The organism is Paenibacillus sp. Root52, from assembly GCF_001426865.1.
Classification (GTDB): Bacteria; Bacillota; Bacilli; order Paenibacillales; family Paenibacillaceae; genus Paenibacillus.
Genome location: NZ_LMFO01000001.1, coordinates 549,172 through 570,340, shown reverse-complemented (window position 1 = coordinate 570,340; position 21,169 = coordinate 549,172). Strand labels below are relative to the sequence as shown.

Here is a 21,169-nt window from a genome sequence, read left to right as displayed (position 1 = left end):
AATCAGGCTTCCGAATCTTTCGTAGTGAGTCCTCATTACGTTGACTTATTAACAATTGCTCATTTATAATTCGGACATCAAGAGCCAAGCAGACACTGGTTACCATGAATGCCTGGAATCTGGATCTATAAACAAATTCTAAAGTGAAAGATGTGAAGCATTATAATGAAGGAGAAGGTATACCACGGTAAAGAGATCGAGGTCATGTTTAATTCGGATGTCTGTATTCATTCCGGTATTTGTGTAAAAGGCCTCCCTGGTGTTTTTGACTTAAGTAAACGTCCTTGGGTTTCCCCAGATGCAGACACTGCGGAGGCAATAGCTCAGCATATTGATACTTGTCCAAGCGGAGCATTGACGTATAGACTTCTGGACGATAACTTCTCAACAAAGAAAGAGGATGAACATGCATAACGTAGAACATGAACCTGCTAATAAAAGATTTCTTATTCAAGATAACGGCGACATAGCCGCAGTAATGACGTATGTAATTTCAAGTCCGGAGCTCTACATTATTGATCATACTTTAGTTGAAAATGCTTACCGCGGACAAGGGCTTGGCGATAAACTGATCCAAGCAATGGTGGAATACGCGCGGGAAAACGGTATTAAAATTTTACCATTATGCCCGTTTGCCAAAGGACGTTTTGATCGTATCACTGAATACGCGGATGTTCTTAATAAATAATAACTAAGCACGTTTAGATGACAATTTCTCTAGATATCAGTTCTCTTTCTAACCATCCCTTAGATGGATTTTCAAATCAGTCAAATGCTCTCATACGGAGCTCATTCAAAAAGGTGCTATCCCTCAAAATGATGAGGAATAGCACCTTTTTATATAAGGATAGTATACTTCATTTCTAATTCTAATCACCGAGTATTAATGGAATGCTTCAAACATTACAGCCGCTATCGTACCATCACTTGTAATGGATATGATCTGGTTTCCCCTGAAGGATTACGAAGTACAGCTTCATACTCGTAGCTTCCAGATGATCTTCCAGAGATAGCGGTAACCGCAGACTGAGCATTAGGTGTATGAGATTGTAGTGATTGTGTATCGATTAGAACGCCATTTTCATACAGTTCATATTCAGTAGCATTTGTTCCCCACCACAGGTTCATCGTGACATTAAAGTTACCATCACCATCCCAGTTGTCGTTCGACAGAACAGCTTGCCCTGGAGAAGCATCTGCGACGATGACTGTCAGTGGAACACTCGTGGTCGTACCTAGTGCATTGATCAATTCCCCGGTATACATATAGGTACCATTTTTCTTTCCAGTAATATCAACTTTTACAGACTGAGCAGATGGCGATTGATCAACTAGGGAGACTTCCTTAATTAACTCACCATTCTCATACAGCTTGAATTGATTGCCATTATTGCCCCACCACAAATTCATCGTGACAGTGTAGTCTCCATCCTTGAGTCCCGTATCGTAACCGTTATTGTCCGACAGTACCGGTGTCCCTGGTGCACCGTTCGCTAGTGGTGTTGCTTGGTAGAGCCATTCCTCCCACTTAAGCAGTACATTCACCTGTTCATCCGTAAACACGGTTCCTCTAGCTGCTTGAACGTCACTGCCATAGGATGCGAGCAGTTGACGTGCTTTTGCCCCGTCACGATCATTTGCAGCCTGTTGCGCTTGTTGTAACGTGTTCACAAGCTGATCAGCAAGAACGCTTGCATTCGGATCGCTCGATTCATCAGCAAAGGAGTTGGTCAGATTAATCAAGCTGTCGAAAGTAGCAATTACCGCAAAGCTATATTCTACTGTCTGTTCCCAACCCGCTATATCGGAAACGGTTGCCGTAACCTGGTTCAGGCCCGGTTCCAATGTGTACGCTGGAGTGTCCAGAAGCACACCCTCCGGTTCTGCCACACCGGATACCGCGTCAGAGGCTGTATAACCGATTTCCACATGCTGATCAATCGTGTACTCCGTTTGACCATGAATTTCGATGGTTGGAGGAACGAGATCAATGGATACGGTCAAAGACTGCTCACTTTCCTTGTTACCGTCTACATCGACGCTCCAGTAAGTGATCGTGTGTGTACCTTCTTCAGTTAGAGTCAACTGTGTGCCACTCACCGTCTCGCCATCGTTAATTTGATAATAAGTTCCTTCGACCTCGGAATCTTCGTCACTTGCTGTAAAGGTTACTTGTACTGGAGAAGTATACCACCCGTCATGTTCTTCCCCTTCCACGGTTACCGTGGTATGCGGGGCTTTCTGATCTGGATTTTCTCCTTCCAATTTAACGTGAGCTGACAGCGGAATATTCAATTCCTTCACGAGACCTGCTACAAGTTCAGAAACTTTGATTGCACCGTTCATCTGCAAATGTGTATTGTCTTCCGTTGTGCCTACCCACATAAATATTGATTTCGTTCCTTCTGTGCCAAGCTCTTGGAAATACTCCCAGCTAGCTTGGTTCAGATCAATAATGAGCGTTTCCGTCTCCTGTGCCGTTTCCTTCATCGCCTGTACGTATTCCGGGAAGCTCTTGTTCAGCACCTCTCCAGTAAAATCACGACGGTTGACTGGCGTGACCAGAACCGGAATCGCCCCTCTTTGCAGAGCACCGTTAATGTATTCTTTCAGATACACTTTAAACTGCTCTGGCGTAAGATAACGCTCTGGACGGGACGGCGTGGAATCATTGTGTGACCACTGCATGAATAGATAATCGCCTTCATTGATGTCGAGTAGAATATCGTTAAGGTATCCACCGACCAGGAAGGTTTTGCTACTCAATCCCCCGACTGCACGGTTATCAATGCTGACTTCATTCTGATCAAAATATTGACCCAACGTCTCGCCCCAGCCTGCTTGCGGACGATAGTTCTCCGCGTAATTGGCCACGGTGGAATCACTAGCCAGATAGACAATAGGTTTGTCGCTTGCATTGTTATCCGGTAGACGCTCCAGCGTCAACGCATTGATTTTCGGTGCATTTCCAGTGAAGTTGAAGTTAAAGATTCCATCGATGAGCGCAATATCATAGGTTACTTCTTTGAACTCGCCCTTGGCAATGGTTGTGAGCGGCAGTTTCGTCATCTGCTCTACCACGACATTCGCGCTGGTCGATTCTTCCGCATCTCCTATGGTCATCGTTACACGGTAATTAGCTGGGTCCATTTCCACCAGGAAAGAAGTGCCGTTTACTCGAGTAAAATCCTCCTTGAGCGCATCCCCGGTCTCCCGGTTCTCATCTTGTGTCAATGCAGTATCAGCAAAGCCGTACTTATTGCCTTCAATGTACGCTCTTTTGGCATCTACCTTGATGTATCCTTCGGCAGCATTGCCAGAACCAAAATCAAATTTGTACGTGTTAATCTCTTCGCCCGGTTCAGTCGTCAACGAATCCTTGGCGACCGTTAACACGTTAAACGCATGATCAATTTGAGCTTGGGTTGCTTCTGTATTAAAGATAGCTTCCGTAGCTGCCAAAGCCCGATTGACTACTGCTTTCGAAGCTTCTGTATATGCTGACAGATCAAGTGCCTTGACCTCATCGTACAGGTCAACCAAGGCTGTCTGATCGCCGCCCTCTGAATCAAGCTGAGTTCCTTCAATTCGCACATTATCAATCTGAGTAGTCCAGTTCAGCGTACCTCCACCGCCTTTTCTCGTACCAAGGAACCGAATAGCTCTGACGTTATCTGCATATGCGATAGAACTCATAGGGATATCCTGGATCGTCTGTGTGACGGTTGGATCCGCCTGATTCGTTAATGTCAGATCCAATGTTTTCTCGGCAAAATTAACGGATGCTTCCACATTGACCCATTGGTTCTTGGAGATCTCTGTAGCCGTTCCCCCTTCAGGTATGGCTGTATCCCCTGTGCCGTAGTCCGGGTTATATGCACCGACAAAATAATGAATTTTCGTGCTTCCGGTTTTGGTAAACAGTGTGAACAGAGCATTTTCGTTCGAATCTTGAACCGTGAGGTGACCTTCAGACGGATAGGCACTCACATTGCCGGATTGCCAGTCAAAGTTCACGTCTACCTTATCGCCATTTACGGCATCGAACAAACGGAACACTTTCGCCCGATGTCCTGATCCAGAACCTGTGACCGACAGTACCTTATTTCCTGACTGTTCAACTACCGTTCCCGCCATGGTACCGGCAATACCAGTAGCGTTCACCATCGCATACTGATAGTCCGCTGCGGCGCCTTCAAAGTCCTCTTCGTAGAGCTGGATTTCCGGCTCTGGCTCGGGTTCAGCTGTATCCGGGTCAATGACCAGGGGAGAAATGCTAAGCTCCATGTCTTTCACCGCGCCGGCAACCAATCCAGCAATTCTCTGGGCACCATAACTGCTGAAATGGGTGTTATCGTTGATCCCATTCGGGTATTTCGGATACTCCCCTGGATTAGCATATAGGAATACTTTTTCCGTAGCTGTATTACCAATTTTGTTGAAGTACGCAATGCTTAATTTGCTGAGATCAATCAGTGGCACATTGAGCTCCTGCGCCACTTCTTTGGCTGCTTGCACATATGCCGGGAAGCTGACGTTAAACTCCTGAGTTAACGTATTAAAATCTCTGCGTCCAACCGGAGTGAGCAGTACCGGTGTAGCTCCGCGCTGTTTCGCACCGTTCACATAACGGGATAAATAGATTTTATAGTCCTCTGGTGATGCATACCGATCTGGTATACCTGCACTAGCATCATTATGACCAAAGGAAATGAAGAAGAAATCCCCTGGCTTAATGCGCTGCAGAATCGTATCTAGACGACCGTCTACCATGAACGATTTACTGCTTCGTCCACCGATTGCATCGTTCACAATCACTGCCCCATTAGAGAAATAACGTCCGAACTGTTGTCCCCATCCTTCTTGCGGAGCTTGCATTTCACTGTAAGATTGCATCGTTGAATCACCGGCCATATAGATCGTCGTTGCTGTACCGACCTCTTTCTCCGGATATTTCTCAATAATGATGTCTTGGATATCTACGGTTGTACCTGTAAAGAGAAAATCAAGTTGCCCATCCACTAAGGCAATATCATAGGAATACTCCAGCGGCTCTCCTGCTTTTACATTGGTTACAGCGAGCTTTTGAACAAATTCAGATTTGACTCCAACGTTAGAGTCATGCGCATCGCTGCCCAAACGCAGTGTTACCTTATAGTTCGCATTCGGCAGATCAACGGCAAATGTCGTACCTGCCGCGACTGATACCTCGTTAACCCCTACGGTAACACCGCTTGTATCCGTAAATCCATATCCCGTCTCTTGTGTGTATGGCGTATCTTGAATATCCGTACTTCCAGCTGCTGTATCTGTACCAAAATCAAAACGGTATACGGAATCCAGCATTTCCGCTCCGCGAGTCAGTGTCAGATCAGCTTTAGGGAATGAAGTTGACTCTGCTCCAAGATAAAAACCAGTATGCGGTGGCTGGTTGTAGGCTACATTTTGCCAAGCTACGCCCAGTCGATACACAGGATCCTGCATCAGTGTAGGAATGCGATAGTCTGTAGGAATGGTCGTCGTATAGAGACGATATTCTGAACTATCTTCACTCCGCAGCAGAATTTCCTCACGCCAGTCCCCCAGAATGTCCGCCTGAAGCGCAGGATTTCCTTTGGTATGGTTGTTCGTTAATGTACCGGTTGCCCGGAAGATTTCGTCGAGTTTTTTATTTTCGTAATCCCATTTGTAAATGAGTGGGATTCCTCTAGCTGAACTGTTATCCCACTCATGGTCAAATAGCTCCCGCTGAAGATCTCCATCCCACCAGATGGCAAAGTTTGCGGTTTTGGGTCCCTCTTCAACAGTGTAGATAGGCTCTCCGGCAGCCGAGTAAGTACTGGTTACAGGCACACTTTGTCCGTTAGTAACCGTCGTTGCCCATGACTCGTATCCAGGATGATTCGGATCAATGTCTGCGGACATCCCACGACCTGTGTCAAAACCTGTTTTCTCTCCCCAGAGAATTTCACCTGTAGCAGCATCACGCATCTCCAGTCCGTATGCAGCATTTGAATGCTCATGCACACTTACGACCTGGTGACCTTCACGGTTTGGATCGAGCTTGCCCGCGTGCATAGCGTCGCCGTGGCCGAGTCCGGTGCTATACATCAAGCTGCCATCATCGTCTATCGCTAAGGCGCCAAACATGATCTCGTCCTTGCCGTCATTGTCAGCATCCAGCACACTTAGATTATGGTTGCCTTGTGCCTGATATTGCGATCCTGCCTCGTTGGTGTCAAACCTCCAGCGCTTGACGAGTTCTCCGCCAACATAATCATAAGCAACAAGCACAGTGCGAGTATAATACCCCCTGCTCATTACAACACTTGGCTTCGTACCATCCAGATAAGCAATAGCGCCAAGGAAACGGTCTACACGGTTACCGTAGCCATCGCCCCAATCGCTGACATTGCCTCTTGGAGGATCATAATCGACGGTAGATACGGCCGCTCCGGTCTCACCGTTAAATAGCGTGAGATATTCTGGGCCAGTCAGTATGTATCCGCCTTCATTACGGTGATCTTTCGTTCCGTCGCCAATGACCGTACCCTGTCCGTCTATCGTGCCGTCTGCAGTCTTTACAACAACTTCGGCTTTTCCGTCGCCATCCAGATCGTATACCATTAACTGCGTATAATGGGCTCCGGCGCGGATGTTGACCCCAAGGTCAATCCTCCACAGCTTCGTGCCGTCTAATTTGATCGCATCGATATACACATTGCCGGTGTAGCCTGCCTGCGAATTGTCCTTGGAATTGCTTGGACTCCACAGGAAGACGATCTCATATTCGCCGTCCCCGTCCAAGTCCGCTACGGAAGCATCGCCTGCATAGTAGGAGTAAGTTCCACCATCTTTGGTTCGGCCGTCAGCCGGTTTATCAAGCGGGATCGGTAGATAATCGTTATGCCAGACCGATACTACCTCTGGCTCCATTTGCTCCTTGCCCGCAATGATCGTGGAAATCTGATATTGGGAGCTGTCGAAGCCACTTGTGTCCACATAGTTCGTCACATCGCTTATAGGCGATGCGTTTACTTTCGTTCCGTTTTTATATATATTGAAAGCGATCTCATCAGGATCATTGTTCAGATACCTCCAGCTTAGAAAAACACCGTTGTCCACGAGAACCGCAACCAGACCACGGTTCAGATATTCCCCCTGTCTACCCGCCTTGATGTCTGATGTCTCTGCTCGTGCCGGAGAGGGAGGTACAGCCAATGAAATTACCATAAGGAATGCTAGAAAAGATACAAACATCGATTTCTGGATGGAAACAGTTCTTCGGTTCATCGGATTAGCTCCTCCTTTATCCAAAAATTCATTTTAAGAAATCTGCCCTACTTGTTGTCAAATGAACACAAAATTACAGTCACCATCCTTTCGTATGTTACCGCTTACATTTATCTTACAGGTCTAAAAAAAGACAGACAATCTAAAAAATGTGACGTATTATATAACATAATTGACTTTTTTAGGTAGGGGTGAAGGTATGAATCATACGGTCTCTTATGCTTTTCGTAATGACGATACATCAATCATGACACTGGACTCTATTGGATGGCAGATCGTCTCAAGTGAAGAATATCGTTGTCCAAGTGATGACAGACCGGATCCGGGGCATGTTGTTTTTCAATACACCCTGAATGGCCAGGGTTATCTGGATATTGACAATCAAACACTTCCTTTACCTAAGGGGCACGCACTACTCGTCAAAATTAGCGGAGAACATTGCTATTACTATAAGCAAGAAAATAACGAACCATGGGAATTTATTTGGATTAACATTCGCGGAGATGAAGCCAATCGAATATGGGATATGATTCATGATAATGAGGGGCATGTCATTTTGCGAAACGCGGATTCTTCCTTAATTCAAGAATTGTGGCAGATCATACATTTGATTCATCAAGAGAAAGTGACCGACAAGTATCGCCTGTCCATGCAAGTCTATCAGTGGTTGCTTCTCTTAGTGCAGACAAGTCGGGATGCGGAGAGGGATATCGGTGTCCTATCCATAACAACAATCGAGAAATGCAAAAAGTTCATTCGAGAAAACTATGCTTCCCCCTTGACGCTGGATCTACTGGCGAGCCACTGCGATATCAATAAACACTACTTATGCAGATTATTTCAGAAATCGGAGAAAACATCACCGCTAGCCTATCTCAAGGACAGACGGATTGAAGTTGCCGTCCGACTTCTCCGTACAACAGAACTTCCGATTGCTCAAATCGGTCAACAATGCGGCTTCGAGAGCCCCAGCTATTTCGGCAAAGTCTTTCGGCAATATATGTCCATGTCGCCCAAAGAGTATCGGCTGAATAAGTTAACATTTCCTTACGAAGCGATCTACTATGAATAGGTCATCTCTGCTTTTGCTTAAGACTCACAAGAATTAAGACGTTCGATGTCGTAGCTTCAAAACGCTATAGAATTATAGATTTGCTTTACACGATTCTCAAGAGATTCAAACTGTACGAATCTACCTTCTCGGAATAATTCTTTTTGCTCATAGAACATGATTAATGTCGGGACTGAAAAAATTAAAAAACGTCCCACAACTTCTGTAACTTGCTTTGCATCCACTTGTATGAATTGAATATGAGGATAGTTTGTCAAAAGCTTCATTAATTTGGGGAGAATCGCGTGACAGACAGAACATTCTTCTTGTGAAACATACAGTAAAACTAAAGAATGATGTTGTAAACATGTATCAATATCTTCAATAGAGTTGATTATTTGATGTTTAATCATATTCAAATCCTCTCATCTTAGCTTGTTAACATATAGAAATATTGTACACGGAAACCTGGAATACTAAAACTTAGCCGTTGGTTCTACTGCAATATGGCTATCCAACTTCAACTACTTTTCGGAAAAGACCTCGTTTGCTCCAGTAGGAATCTGGACGAATCGTTCCACACCTCTAGGAAGCAGCAAACAAGATAAGAAAAATTGGAGATTTCTCCCGCCCCCTTGGTTCATCTAGTGGGATATGTATTAATCAAAGTATTTACTATTGGCTGAAGCATCATAAAAAAAGCCGCTACTTAAATAGCGGCTTTAATGACATCATTTCAAAAGGGATCCCTTATTGAATATTCAATGTTGAATTAACAGGGTAGATAAGTAGTCGAAATGACCGCCGGCTGTTCATGCCGACAGTCATCGCTTTAATCCGTAGTATGTTTCTCATCATACTCGCTTGATATTTCTTTGAGCGATCTGATTTTACCATGAGGGTGCTGTTCTTGCTTTCGTGACTTCCAAGCAGCTTCCTGCCTTTTCTTCTGGCGAGCCATAAAAGATCTCCTCCTCTGGAAATGAGAAATGATACTACCTCTTTAGGATGTCGATGTTAAGCTACTTTCATTCATCCTTAACTCTTATTGAGCAGTGTATCCACCGTCTACGATCAGACTGTTGCCTGTCATATAGGAAGAATCGTCACTTGCCAGGAACAGAACAGCTTTTGCCATTTCTTCTGCTTGACCAAGACGTTTCATTGGTGTTGCTGCAGAAAGAGCCTGTTTGCTCTCTTCAGGAATAATCGGTGTATCGATAAATCCTGGGCATAATGAGTTAACCCGAATGTTATTTTCTGCATATTCCAGCGCAAGCGAACGAGTCAAATTCACGACACCGCCTTTGGCTGCATTGTACGCTGCAGAACCAGGTGAACCAACCCATCCGTACATGGAAGCCGTGTTAACGATCGTGCCTCCACCAATTTTCAGCATTTCGCGAATGGATTCACGTGCAACCAAGAATACGCCGTCCAAGTCTACGTTGACTGTATTGCGCCATTCTGCATAATCCAGTTCATGTGAAGGATGCACACGTCCGATCCCTGCATTGTTGAACACGATATCCACTCGGCCAAAAGCCTCGACCGTTTGTTTGAAGATTTCAGCAACCTCTTGCTCACTGGTGATGTTGGCCTTGATAAAGAGAGCATCTGCTTTAAGCGCTTTCAGTTCCTGCTCGAACGCTTTCCCTTTTTCTTCATTTAGGTCCACCAAGACCACTTTGGCTCCCTCAGAAACGAATAGACGTGCTGTCGCTGCGCCAATCCCAGATGCTCCTCCTGTGATGACTGCTACTTTATCTTGAAGTTTGCCCATGAATAATTCCTCCAGTATAATATTTTGAATAGCGCCTATATAAATAGTGCTATATGATGTTTACAAAACTAATTGTATGCTTAAAATTGTAACAATCCAATCATTAAGATAAGACCAAATGTCTACCTCATAGACACTTTTCTAAACAATGTCGATTTTTATAGGAGATTTATTGAATGAATGATGAACTTATTGTGACATCTCAACATCGTAATCGTACCAAAGAACACCTCAAAGCAGCCTTAATTCAGCTCATTAAGAAAAAAGGCTTCCACGCTGTGTCGGTGAAGGATATCGTAGAGCAAGCGGGTTATAATCGCAGCACATTTTATTTACACTATCAGGATAAATATATTCTCGGCGAAGAATTATTAAATATGGAACTCGAAGGATTGCGAGGTGCGGTAGGCAAACCCTATTGGCATGGTCAAAAGGTTCTGACAAACAAGCTTACTGCCGAATCTTTTCAGATCGTGGACTATATTTACGAACACCGTGAGTTCTTCGAACTGATTCAATACGATGATACGTTACCCGGTCTACATACAGGATTTCCGCAAACAATACTTAAAATCTATGAGGAACAATTTATCTTCGAAACGATCAACAACTCCCCAGTGAACATGGAGTATTTCAAGTACTATACCGCATACGGTTTCTTTGGACTATTAAACAATTGGATCTTAAGCGGATATCGTGAATCACGCGACACATTTATCCAAAACGTTATTGAACTCACAAGAACACATATTCACTCTTTTCAGTATGTGGGCGACATCTATTAGTAAGAATTCACACCAACAATAGACCAGTTATTATCGACCTCTGGAGATATGGTTCGTCGCTGTAACGATAATTGTTGACGGCAAGCTGTAGCCGATCTGTATCGGCAAGGGATCTGTTTTGGTACATAATATGAACAATGCACTTTCCTGGGGGTTGGGACAGATCAATCTGATAGTCAATGCCCCCAAACATATCATAGAGATAGCTCGGCACATCGGGATCTGTTTCAATTGAATGGTCGCCAGGCTTTCACTGCTTGATCTCTTGTTTAGGGTAAATATCAAGACTCTCCCGGATAACCCCCGTCAAGTTGGAAGTGTAATAAAGTTCACCTGTTAAGGATTCGATAATCACAGAATCAATATTAGGTTCTGTTAGCAGCATCGCGGCCAGTGTATTATAAATCGACTTCAGCGCAGTAACATCGGTGCTAGTTCCAGCATCTCTGCTCAGCAGCTTCTGTGTATCCTGATTAATAAGGACAAACTTCGAGAAGTTCTGAACCGATTGAAACACCGTCTCCAATGACTGCTTAATCAGTTGCTGACCAGAATTTTTCGCCATAGCGGCATGTCTCCTGTATGTGGAAAAGAGAGCAATTCCTGAACCTTTTGCAAGAAGGTATAGTGTGACATGAATCTTCTCACCCTTCCCTCCGTAGATGTAGTCGATCAACCTGTGCGAAATGTTAAGAAACTCAGTATACGACTTGATTTTCTCAATCTATATTCTCTTTCGTTAACGGAAGGTAAAATGTGATGTCCTCGACCAAGTTGGTTTTAAGGATTGAAATCTAAACTTAGGTGCATGCGTAACTCTTTTACTTGTTCATATCCAGTTCATATTTTCGTCATGAGTGGTACACCTCCATCGTTTAAGCTAACTAAACGGTGTGATATGTCCACTACAGAAAAACTGACAGGAGAAGATACAAGATGAAAAGACCACTTCAAATTTTGCTTAAGATATCTGCAGTTTTAGTTAGCTTAATCGTTATTTTTCTAGTTATTGTTTTTGTTGTTGATCAGATTAGCAGTAAGTTAGAGGATGGGAGAATACAGCCATATGGTCAGTACGTAGAAGTAGATGGGAAAAATATGAATGTCTTGATTCAAGGAGAGGGCGAAGAAACCGTCGTGCTGCTGCCAGGTTTGGGAACAGGAACGCCGGCCTTGGATTTCAAGCCGCTAGTTGAAGAGTTAGCACCTTTTTATAAAGTTGTTGTCATTGAACCTTTTGGTTATGGATTAAGTGATGTAACCAAAAAAGAACGAAATCTAGAAAACATTGTAGATGAAATACATGAAGCTCTACAGCAACTTCAAATTGATCGATATATCCTTATGGGTCACTCTATTGCAGGGATATATGGACTGGATTATGTAAACAAATATGAACACGAAGTGAGTGCATTTGTCGGAATTGATAGCAGTGCTCCAAAACAATACGGTGGTAAGGAAATCGAATCCCCGATATCACCTACTACAATCTCCCTACTCAAAAAATCAGGGTTAGCCAGATTAATAATGAAACTAAGTGCTGATCCGTACGCTGCAATACCCGTTGATGATGAGACAAAAGAACAAATGAGAATTCTATCTTATAAAAATTTCAGAAATATTAGCATTGCGAATGAAATCGAATCTATGTTTCCCAATTTAAAAGCAGCTGAAAATTTAACATTTCCCCAAAAGCTACCTGTCGTTTTCTTTTTGCAACCAGACAAAACAGCAATTGAAGGATGGGCAACACTACATGAAGAGCAAGTAAAAGATTCTGACCATAGTAAAGTGATGACATTCGAAGGAACACATTATCTACACCATACCCGATCAAAAGAAATTGTTGAGAACTTCAGAATATTTATGAGAGATGTACGGAAGGAAAATAAGTAAATGTCAGTCTAATTATCGCAGTCCGATTGGCGTTGATATAATATTACATGGCAAAAGATCACTTCATCAATGAAGTGATCTTTTGCTGTTTCGCATAAAACGAGCTTCTAGCAATGATAAATCAATCGTCCAACTTTATACTCTCTGTGTCTAATAATCGTTCCTCAATGTGAACCTTTAAAAATCACTATACAATGCAACATCAAGCTCCACCGTCCCGCCAGACCATGCTTTTAGTGAAGTCCACTCTGCCTCTCCTTGCCAGAAATCGGCTTCAGGGGAGAGCCCCAAGGCTAGAAATACGGTCGTACATAGGTATAAACTGCCTGTCGAAATATAGGCTTCCCCGATTGCGGGTTGACTCCCGGCAAACCCAATACGAAGCCAACCATGCTCATCGAAAGTACCCGGCATCTCAATCTGTCTCTTCATTACGGCTGTAAGTGCACAACGAACCTGAGCTGGCAACAGCTTCTCCGGTAGTTCTTCCCTAAGCGCCATCAACGATAGATGCTGAAATGCCCCGAACCGATATGGGAGTGATCGTCCAAGAGGTGGGTAGGTTCCTTCCGGGGAGATCATTCGTTCCAAAACAGCCGCATAACGCTCTGCTCTTTCTAACACGTTAACTCGAAGTGCAGCCCAATCTTCAAACTGATCGCCTACTGCATCTAGAATATCGACGAGCATAGGTTGGATGACAAAGCTATTGTAATAGTCCCAATGAAATGCAGGCCCGTCCCCATATGCTCCGTCGCCTTTATACCATTGCTCATGCTGTCTTAATGCATAATCGACACGCATGCAATCCCACTGTTCTACACCCATTCGAGATAATGCAGCTTCAATCATGGCACTAAACAGGAGCCAATTGCTAAAGACCGGACGAATCTTTCGTGTAGCCATCAACGCCGTGATTAAATTCTTTTTTACATCTTCGTCAAGCAGTGCATACAGTTCGTTTGGAGCACGGAGAACTGCATTGGCCAGAAAGGCTGCATCAACGACAGGTTGACCACCCTTTGTAAAATTCATATAGTCCGGTGAAGCTGGATCAGTTGCAGCCTCCATTGCTTGTCTAGCCATCATAGCCATTTGTGATCGTACTTCACCTTCATCACCAGAACGAGACCCATGTTCAAGCCATGGTGCGATCCCCGCTAAGGTACGTCCTAACGCTTCCAAGTATGTATAATCGGATCGGTCGCCCGTACTTGCTTCAACAGGCATCTCTACTGCCAATTGTCGGTGGGATAAAGAACGTAAAACAGGCTGTGCAATCTGAACTAACGTGTCCACCCAATATTTTCTGTCGTCGCTCATGATGCATCGCTCCTTCGCTAGGCTCACATTTTAGATCAAGTATAGATCGTTGTATCGCCTCCTTCAATAAACTATAATGATCAAAAACTGACCTATCGTGCTAGGAGTGTACACAGATGTTGAAGTTAATTTCTTGCGGATTTCACACCATTCACCATGAGGGGATTATCCGAAATCGCCCGAATGGATCAGGTCATTACACATTTGTATTCTTCAATAGCCGTGCAGAAGTGACGCTACGTGAGCAAGCGATGATCGTAGAAAAAAATACATTTATCCTGTTTGGCCCAGAGACGCCTCATGCGTACCGCGAAATGGAGAACCCTTTTATCAATGACTGGTTTCATTGTTATGGTGCGAACATGACTGATTTTCTGATGGAATTGAATTTTCCGCTGGATACTCCGATCGAAGCTTCCGATCCGCTGCTCATATCCAGATGTGTTATGGAGCTACAAACGATCAACCGACTTGATGGTTCACTACGTGAGCGTATCATCGATTGCGACCTCCGGTCTTTCTTCATGAAATTGAGTGATCTGCGCGAGCGAACGGCGCCTCATCAACTGAATCGTTATTATATTGGATTCAATGAATTGCGTAACGAACTATACCGCTCACCTCACCAGAATATTTCCGTAGCGGAGCTTGCTATCCGATTAAATATAAGTAAATCTTATTTTCAACATATCTATAAGCAGTTATTTGGCTGCTCAGTGATGACGGATATGATTAACGGAAGGCTTGAACACGCGAAGTACCTTTTGGATCATAGTGAGATGTCGGTAACTGAAATATCCAGCTCGTGCGGTTATGACAATGACACCCATTTCATGCGTCAGTTCAAGAAATTTGTGGGTACCTCACCACGGCAATACCGGTTTAGACGCGAAGCTAGTTATGGATCGCCTCTAAACCCAAAAGGCTAGCCCACAAAAAAAGGCTAACCTATCAGGTTACAAATATCCTGTGATATATCACACATGCTAATCTATTTCGGTCTGAAATTGTTCATATCGATAAAGTATGATCTCCAATATTATCGCAGTGGCGCAAAATGGCTGATGGAAGACAGAATTTTTTCCGTTTCCGAGATTATATCAGGGGTAAGCTCAAGTTCTACTGCTTTGAGATTCTCTTCAATCTGCGCCGGTCTGCTAGAGCCAATGATGGAAGAACTTACCACGGGTTGACGTAGAATCCACGCCAATGCGAATTGGGACAATGTTGCTCCAATTTCATTAGCAAGTTCCGACAGCTGCACAGTACATTGGAGCACGTCCTCACGCAAATAGCTATTGATGACACCATTCGTTTGATTATTCGCAGCCCGTGTACCTTCGGGAATCTGCTGTCCCGGTTTATATTTACCGGTGAGCACACCCTGTGCCAGTGGAGAGAACACGATGAGTCCCAGCCCTTCCTGCTCGCATTGCTCAATCACTCCTTCTCTCTCAATATAGCGTTCAAACATATTGTAGATCGGCTGATTGGAAATTAACGGACGCAAATTCAGACGTTTGCTAATCCCTGATGCTTCTGCAATCTGTGCGGCAGTCCACTCACTGACACCTGCATACAAAATTTTGCCTTGCGCTTGCAGATCATCCAATGCTCGAAGTGTTTCATCAACAGGAGTTTCGGAATCAAAACGATGACATTGATATAAGTCAATATAATCTGTACCCAGCCGCTTTAAGCTCGCTTCACACTGCTCAACGATGTGTTTGCGGGACAATCCGCGATCATTCGGTCCTGATCCTTGCGGGAAAAACAACTTCGTAGCAAGCACGTAACTATTGCGTGAATACTGTTTCAACGTACTTCCCATCACCTCTTCGGCGCCCGGATACGAATTCGATGTATCGAAAAAATTAATGCCGAGTTCATACGCTTTATGCATACATGCGCGTGCCGCTTCTTCTGAAGTTGCTGATCCGTATGTCAGCCAGCTTCCCAATCCAATTTCACTAACCTTCAATCCACTTCGACCGAGTCTTCTGTATTTCAACTAAATCACTCCTTATAAGAATGGATGGATTAGAGCCTATTCGTGTAAACGCTCTATTGTACAATCTTAGGATAGTGGTTAAACTTAGGTTTAAGTCAAGACATTCAACCATTTTTTTGGAAAGGAAGATTTGCTTGGAATTTACGATTAAACAAGTCGCGGAACGAACCCAATTACCTGCTTCTACTTTGCGTTTCTATGATCGGGCAGGTCTCATGCCTTTATTGAAGAAGACGGAATACGGTACCCGTAAATATTCTGAGATGGATATATGTTGGCTGGAATTAGTACGTTGCCTGAGGGACAGTGGCATGCCACTTGAGGATATCAAAGCATTTATGCTGCTCTGTCTGGAAGGTTCCGGCACTAGTGAACAGCGGAAGGAAATGTTGGAGACGCATCGGCATAACATTTTGAAACAAATGGACATGTTAAATTGCAGTCTGGGTACCATTAATTACAAGCTAGAGCACTATAATGAGATTGGCATCTTCCATATCGATACCAAATAGTACATAGGATGTTTATTATAAAACAAAAAACGCTCGTGTTAGGTACAAATCTTTCGGCTACCTTAACATAATGAGCGTTTGAATATTTTAGGCTGTTCATTTATAAAGACATCTTATTGTTTGCATACGCAGCTGCACCGATCATACCTGCTTGTCTACCTAATTTAGCTTGTACGATTTCACAAGCACTGGAAGCAAGTGCTAAAGCATGTTTTCTAACGGTATCTCGCACTGTTTCCAGCAAACGTTCCCCCGCAGCAGACATTCCACCACCCACGATAACGACTTCAGGATTCAGTAAATTGATCACATTCGCAAGACCAAATCCAAGAATGGTGCCTGTTTCATGCATCACCTCGATCGCAAGAGCATCTCCAAGATCATAGGCCTCCGAAATCATATGGGCAGTAATTGCTGTCCAATCGTCTCCTACCCATTGCAAGATAACACTTGATCGACCTTCCTCAAGCTTCTCAGTAAACGTTCTAACCATACCTACCGCAGATACATATCTGCCTAAACAGCCTGAGCTTCCGCATCGACAAGGCCGACCTTCCCGGAACATATTCATATGCCCAATTTCGCCAGCACTAGACGTGGTACCGTAGATGACTTTGCCATCATTCACAATACCCGATCCTAGACCCGTACCTAATGTGATTAATACTAGGTTACGATAGCCAACGCCTGCACCGAAGAGCCATTCTCCGTACATATTTACTCGAACATCATTATCGATGAAGACTGGAAACTCAAAATGTTCCTTCATCACATTCACCACATGAATGTTCTCCCAACCCGGAAAGTTAGGCGAGAATATAGATAGCCCTTCCTCTGGATCAAGCAATCCTGGAATGCCCATACCCATACACTTAATTGAAGACTGATCGATGCCTTCAAGCAGCAGCATCTCTTGAACAATTCCCTGAATTCTACTCAATACATGAGCTGGCCCCTTGCTTGCTTCTGTAGGGTCACTTCTTTCGTGAACGATGTGAAAATCCATGTTGAAGATGGCAGACTTAATATTGGTTCCACCGAGGTCAATGCCTATAACATAGTTACTCATGATCTTGATCTCCGTTCTTATAGGTTTAGAGTATTGTAAAATACTTCATGCCTAAAATGAATGGACATATGAGACTAATATTGGATAACTATTCTCACAAAGTTAATATCAGAGGTTAAACCAAAAAACACAAAACATCCTTATCGGACGTTTTGTGTTTTGACTTTTGTATGGTACGGACTATTCAGGTACGTATTTTTCAGGTACGTAATTCTCAGATACGTATTTTTCAGGCATGATCTTGTGTGAGTCGGCCTTGTATGAGTGTGATCTTTTATTGAGAAGACGTTTCTGACGAAGATTGGCTATTCTCTTCCGTTCATGCCTCTGCCTCCTGCACTCTCACCTAATTTGGTCAAATCAATAGAGGATGCATCAATCAGAGTATCGGAACTCGCTTTTTGTTCATCTGTTGTAGCAGGTATCGATCCATCTAGTTGGCCTTGAATACTCTCTGCACGTAATGTGCCCAACTTGATCAGTTCAGCGACAGCCTCTTCATATGCATCGTATGATACAAATGCCGTTGGATCTTGTTTAACATAATCTGCAATCATCGTATTAAGATTTTCTACCGTTTCCTTGAATTTACCGTTTGCAAAATAACCATCTACAATTTCCTGTAAATATTCATGATACTTTTCCTTATATTCCGGTACTTCAAGTAATTGACTAAGGATCGGTCGTTCCTCCATCGTTACACCAGATACGGGTGTATCAATTGCTAGATTAACCACATCAGAAGCCGTACCAGCCTGGAATCCTCCAAAAGCCATATTGTAATCCCATGGCAGCATGCTAATCTGTCCATTATTTTCGTACAGATAATAGTTATGACCCATGTTGGATGTATAGCTATCCATATTAACAACCACGGTGTGAGCCGCAAAGTATCGGAGAACAGCATCGACATCAACATATTTCTCCAAATCCGTACCCGAATTCAGATTTTTAAGTGCTTCGATGACCCGATTTTGATCTTCCTCGGTCGTTTTGGTCTTGGCATTATCGAAGATGGCAGAGTAGCTAGATGCTTCATCATCGGTATACTCTAATGAAACACCATTGGTTCCTCCGTTCATTCCTCCGCCGCCACCTCCACCAGGCCCCATGCCACGACCTCCACGAGCATCAGCGGATTGCGGATCTGAGTCTGTACCTGATGTCATATCACTTGGTGGTTCCATACCTTCTGGAGGTTGTCTATCTCCCATCATTCCACTATCGCCCTGTTCAGGTGCATTCCCCTCAAAGTTACCAGGGTTCATCATTCCACCTGCTCCACCACCCATATTATCGTCATTGTTAGGTTTGTAAAGTTCTCCCTCATCATTCTTGGCCCGAGCGAGATATCCACTGTCGATGTCTTCAACAGCTAGGTATAACCCCCACGTTTCCCCGTTAACATGGATGTCAGCAAAAGCAAATAGTGGAGCATCAACGCCGATATAATCCATAATGTCATAGCTTAGATACTCTTTCATATAGCTACTATCTGAAATCATGTTGTTAACCACTATTTTGTCGAGCCCCATCCATGTCTGGTCTTTGACATACTCGTCAAATTTAATTTTGAAGCTATAACGGTCTGTCGTATCATCTTCAGCAACTTGCCTTAAGCTCGAATTCCCTTTCGCTCGAATGCCTACGTTTTCAATGGTTGTTCCGTTAATCGTGACATTGGCTTTGATATAATTCTCTTCCGTTGCTGTATCAAGCATTTCTTGCCAAGCATCTTCGTCTACATCAATTGCGAAGGACATGACCTCCGTTTTATTGATCTCCTGTGCATAGCCTACAGTTTGAGTATTTTCATCAGTGACTTTACTCTCCGTATTCGTATCTGTAGTATTGCTCACAACTTCACTGCTGCAAGCAGATAAGATCATTCCAGAGATTAACGTTACTGCTACTATACTTCTCCACTTATGATTCATCATTCATCTTCCACCTTCCAAGCGTAATAAGTTTTCTTCTGCTTGGAAGTAAGTTTAATGGCGTAAGCTGAAATGAATCTGAAATGATCATAGGGTTGATTTGTTTAAATGGATCATTCCTTTGTTCTACCAATAGTTATCTGTTGTTCAACGAAATTTTCAACATGACCGCTTTTCTCATAGAAATGGATTGCATGTTGCTGAACTCCGGCTCGTGTATAGAAAGGATCCCCTGCTACAAGCGGCAAGCTAACATTCTCACCTGTACTTGCCGATTTATAAATCGCTGTGATCATTTCCAGGGTACTGCGACCACTTACTCCATCGACTAGCGGCGGCTCCCCTGATTCAATTGCAGTTAAGACATTGTCAATCTGAGCGGTATGTCCTTCGTAGGATAAATTCGGCAGGCGATCATAAACCTCTTGAATCTGCTCCTCCAGCTCCACATTTTTCTCAGGAAATCCGTTCGCTCTAGAAGAAGAAGCCGTGATTTTCCAAGGAGCTGAGATTCGTGCATGTTGGCCTTGAAAGATAAACTGTTGTTCTTCACCATGATGCACAACCGAACTCGTTATTTGTCCCAGTGCTCCATTCGGATAACGCAGCATCGCAATGGATATATCTTCGACTTCAGCATTGTCATGGGCGACATTGCTCATGAACGCCTGCACCTGATCAGGCCGACCCATCATCCAGAGTAAAGCATCGATATGATGAACCGCATGGTTCAGCGTACAGCCGCCACCCTCTTTCTCCCACGTACCACGCCACCAGAGATCATAGTAACAATGACCTCGCCACCAGAAGGAATCCACCTGCGCATGCAAGATCGACCCCGCAAGCCCTGTATCTAGCATCTTTTTCAGTTTCATAATTGGATTCGTGAATCGATTTTGTGCCACAACCGACAACACCTTGCCACTCTTCTGTGCGGCTTCAATCATTAGATCGCACTCTTCAAGCGAAGATGCCATCGGCTTCTCAACTAATACATGACTTCCCGCATTTAGAAAATCAACGGCAATCGGCGCATGTTCGTAAGGAGGCAGACAGATCGAGATCAGATCAATCCCCTCGTGAAGCAGCTCTTTGTAATCGCTAACAATTTTGGCGTTTAGATTAAATTCATTCTTTTTCGCTTCCGCCTTATCAGGATATAAATCACACAGCGCTACAATCTCGCATCGCTCCCCAAAATGCAAATAACTATTGATATGAGCGTTGGAAATAGCCCCTGTACCGATAATGGCTACCTTTAACATCATAATTCCCCCTCTTAACATCGATGTTCTTATCATCATGGTATCGTAGGATCACTGTCTATTGTAATCCTGTGATGTGGATAAAATAACGCTATGTTGCGGTTTTCAGGGAGCTTCGTTATAGTAAACATGCTGGACAATAATCCATAGGGAGAGGTGTTGAGGTATGCGATATGATCTGTACAAGTTCAATGAGAGCACCCTTCATTTCGGGTATAGGCGCAAAAGCATAAATAACGAGCAT

At 43.8% G+C, this 21,169-nt stretch carries 17 protein-coding genes; 7 read left to right on the top strand and 10 right to left on the bottom strand.

Going from position 1 to position 21,169, the window contains the following annotated elements:
• Positions 1-165: 165 nt before the first annotated feature.
• A complete protein-coding gene (locus tag ASD24_RS02440; RefSeq protein WP_056690989.1) occupies positions 166-414 on the top strand; it encodes a (4Fe-4S)-binding protein in 249 nt (82 codons plus the stop codon).
• Positions 407-688, top strand: coding sequence for a GNAT family N-acetyltransferase (locus ASD24_RS02435; protein ID WP_056690986.1), 282 nt, complete (start codon positions 407-409; stop codon positions 686-688). The genes ASD24_RS02440 and ASD24_RS02435 overlap by 8 nt, the downstream gene beginning before the upstream one ends.
• Positions 689-912: 224 nt before the next feature.
• On the opposite strand, the gene ASD24_RS02430 is transcribed toward ASD24_RS02435, so the two are convergent.
• Positions 913-7,293, bottom strand: coding sequence for a rhamnogalacturonan lyase family protein (locus ASD24_RS02430; RefSeq protein ID WP_056690982.1), 6,381 nt, complete (start codon positions 7,291-7,293; stop codon positions 913-915).
• Positions 7,294-7,492: 199 nt separating this feature from the next.
• Here ASD24_RS02430 and ASD24_RS02425 point away from each other — a divergent pair, with 199 nt between their 5' ends.
• The gene (locus tag ASD24_RS02425; protein ID WP_056690978.1) at positions 7,493-8,365 is read left to right on the top strand and encodes an AraC family transcriptional regulator; all 873 of its coding nucleotides are present in this window, start codon (positions 7,493-7,495) and stop codon (positions 8,363-8,365) included.
• A 56-nt stretch (positions 8,366-8,421) separates the two neighbouring features.
• On the opposite strand, the gene ASD24_RS02420 is transcribed toward ASD24_RS02425, so the two are convergent.
• The 3 genes from ASD24_RS02420 to ASD24_RS02415 form a co-directional block, all read right to left on the bottom strand.
• Positions 8,422-8,757 carry a thioredoxin family protein gene (locus ASD24_RS02420; protein ID WP_056690975.1) on the bottom strand — a complete coding sequence of 112 codons (336 nt, stop codon included), beginning with the start codon at positions 8,755-8,757 and terminating at the stop codon, positions 8,422-8,424.
• A gap of 419 nt (positions 8,758-9,176) precedes the next feature.
• Positions 9,177-9,305 carry a DUF6254 family protein gene (locus tag ASD24_RS30855; RefSeq protein ID WP_222125993.1) on the bottom strand — a complete coding sequence of 43 codons (129 nt, stop codon included), beginning with the start codon at positions 9,303-9,305 and terminating at the stop codon, positions 9,177-9,179.
• 84 nt (positions 9,306-9,389) lie between these two features.
• Positions 9,390-10,127, bottom strand: coding sequence for an SDR family NAD(P)-dependent oxidoreductase (locus tag ASD24_RS02415; protein ID WP_056690973.1), 738 nt, complete (start codon positions 10,125-10,127; stop codon positions 9,390-9,392).
• 176 nt (positions 10,128-10,303) lie between these two features.
• Here ASD24_RS02415 and ASD24_RS02410 point away from each other — a divergent pair, with 176 nt between their 5' ends.
• Positions 10,304-10,912: a TetR/AcrR family transcriptional regulator gene (locus tag ASD24_RS02410; RefSeq protein ID WP_056690970.1), complete on the top strand. Its 609-nt coding sequence runs from the start codon at positions 10,304-10,306 to the stop codon at positions 10,910-10,912.
• 250 nt (positions 10,913-11,162) lie between these two features.
• On the opposite strand, the gene ASD24_RS30650 is transcribed toward ASD24_RS02410, so the two are convergent.
• Positions 11,163-11,477 carry a hypothetical protein gene (locus tag ASD24_RS30650; protein WP_056690966.1) on the bottom strand — a complete coding sequence of 105 codons (315 nt, stop codon included), beginning with the start codon at positions 11,475-11,477 and terminating at the stop codon, positions 11,163-11,165.
• Positions 11,478-11,848: 371 nt separating this feature from the next.
• Between ASD24_RS30650 and ASD24_RS02400 the strand changes: the two genes are divergently transcribed.
• Entirely contained in the window at positions 11,849-12,808 is a 960-nt protein-coding gene (locus tag ASD24_RS02400) for an alpha/beta fold hydrolase (RefSeq protein WP_056690963.1), read from the top strand.
• 177 nt (positions 12,809-12,985) lie between these two features.
• Here ASD24_RS02400 and ASD24_RS02395 read toward each other — a convergent pair whose 3' ends face one another.
• The gene (locus ASD24_RS02395) at positions 12,986-14,131 is read right to left on the bottom strand and encodes a DUF2264 domain-containing protein (protein ID WP_056690961.1); all 1,146 of its coding nucleotides are present in this window, start codon (positions 14,129-14,131) and stop codon (positions 12,986-12,988) included.
• 116 nt (positions 14,132-14,247) lie between these two features.
• On the opposite strand from ASD24_RS02395, the gene ASD24_RS02390 reads away from it, so the two are divergent.
• A complete protein-coding gene (locus tag ASD24_RS02390; protein WP_056690958.1) occupies positions 14,248-15,060 on the top strand; it encodes a helix-turn-helix transcriptional regulator in 813 nt (270 codons plus the stop codon).
• Positions 15,061-15,170: 110 nt separating this feature from the next.
• Here ASD24_RS02390 and ASD24_RS02385 read toward each other — a convergent pair whose 3' ends face one another.
• Complete coding sequence (locus ASD24_RS02385) at positions 15,171-16,142, bottom strand: aldo/keto reductase family protein (protein ID WP_056690955.1); 972 nt, start codon at positions 16,140-16,142, stop codon at positions 15,171-15,173.
• A gap of 134 nt (positions 16,143-16,276) precedes the next feature.
• On the opposite strand from ASD24_RS02385, the gene ASD24_RS02380 reads away from it, so the two are divergent.
• Complete coding sequence (locus ASD24_RS02380) at positions 16,277-16,654, top strand: MerR family transcriptional regulator (RefSeq protein ID WP_056690952.1); 378 nt, start codon at positions 16,277-16,279, stop codon at positions 16,652-16,654.
• Positions 16,655-16,754: 100 nt separating this feature from the next.
• Here the strand turns inward: ASD24_RS02380 and ASD24_RS02375 are convergent, their stop codons facing one another.
• The 3 genes from ASD24_RS02375 to ASD24_RS02365 form a co-directional block, all read right to left on the bottom strand.
• Positions 16,755-17,723, bottom strand: coding sequence for an ROK family protein (locus ASD24_RS02375; RefSeq protein WP_056690950.1), 969 nt, complete (start codon positions 17,721-17,723; stop codon positions 16,755-16,757).
• 305 nt (positions 17,724-18,028) lie between these two features.
• Positions 18,029-19,663 carry a CotH kinase family protein gene (locus ASD24_RS02370; RefSeq protein WP_056690947.1) on the bottom strand — a complete coding sequence of 545 codons (1,635 nt, stop codon included), beginning with the start codon at positions 19,661-19,663 and terminating at the stop codon, positions 18,029-18,031.
• A 110-nt stretch (positions 19,664-19,773) separates the two neighbouring features.
• Positions 19,774-20,925, bottom strand: a complete 1,152-nt coding sequence (locus ASD24_RS02365) for a Gfo/Idh/MocA family protein (protein ID WP_056690944.1) — start codon at positions 20,923-20,925, stop codon at positions 19,774-19,776.
• Between the last annotated feature and the right edge of the window lie 244 nt (positions 20,926-21,169).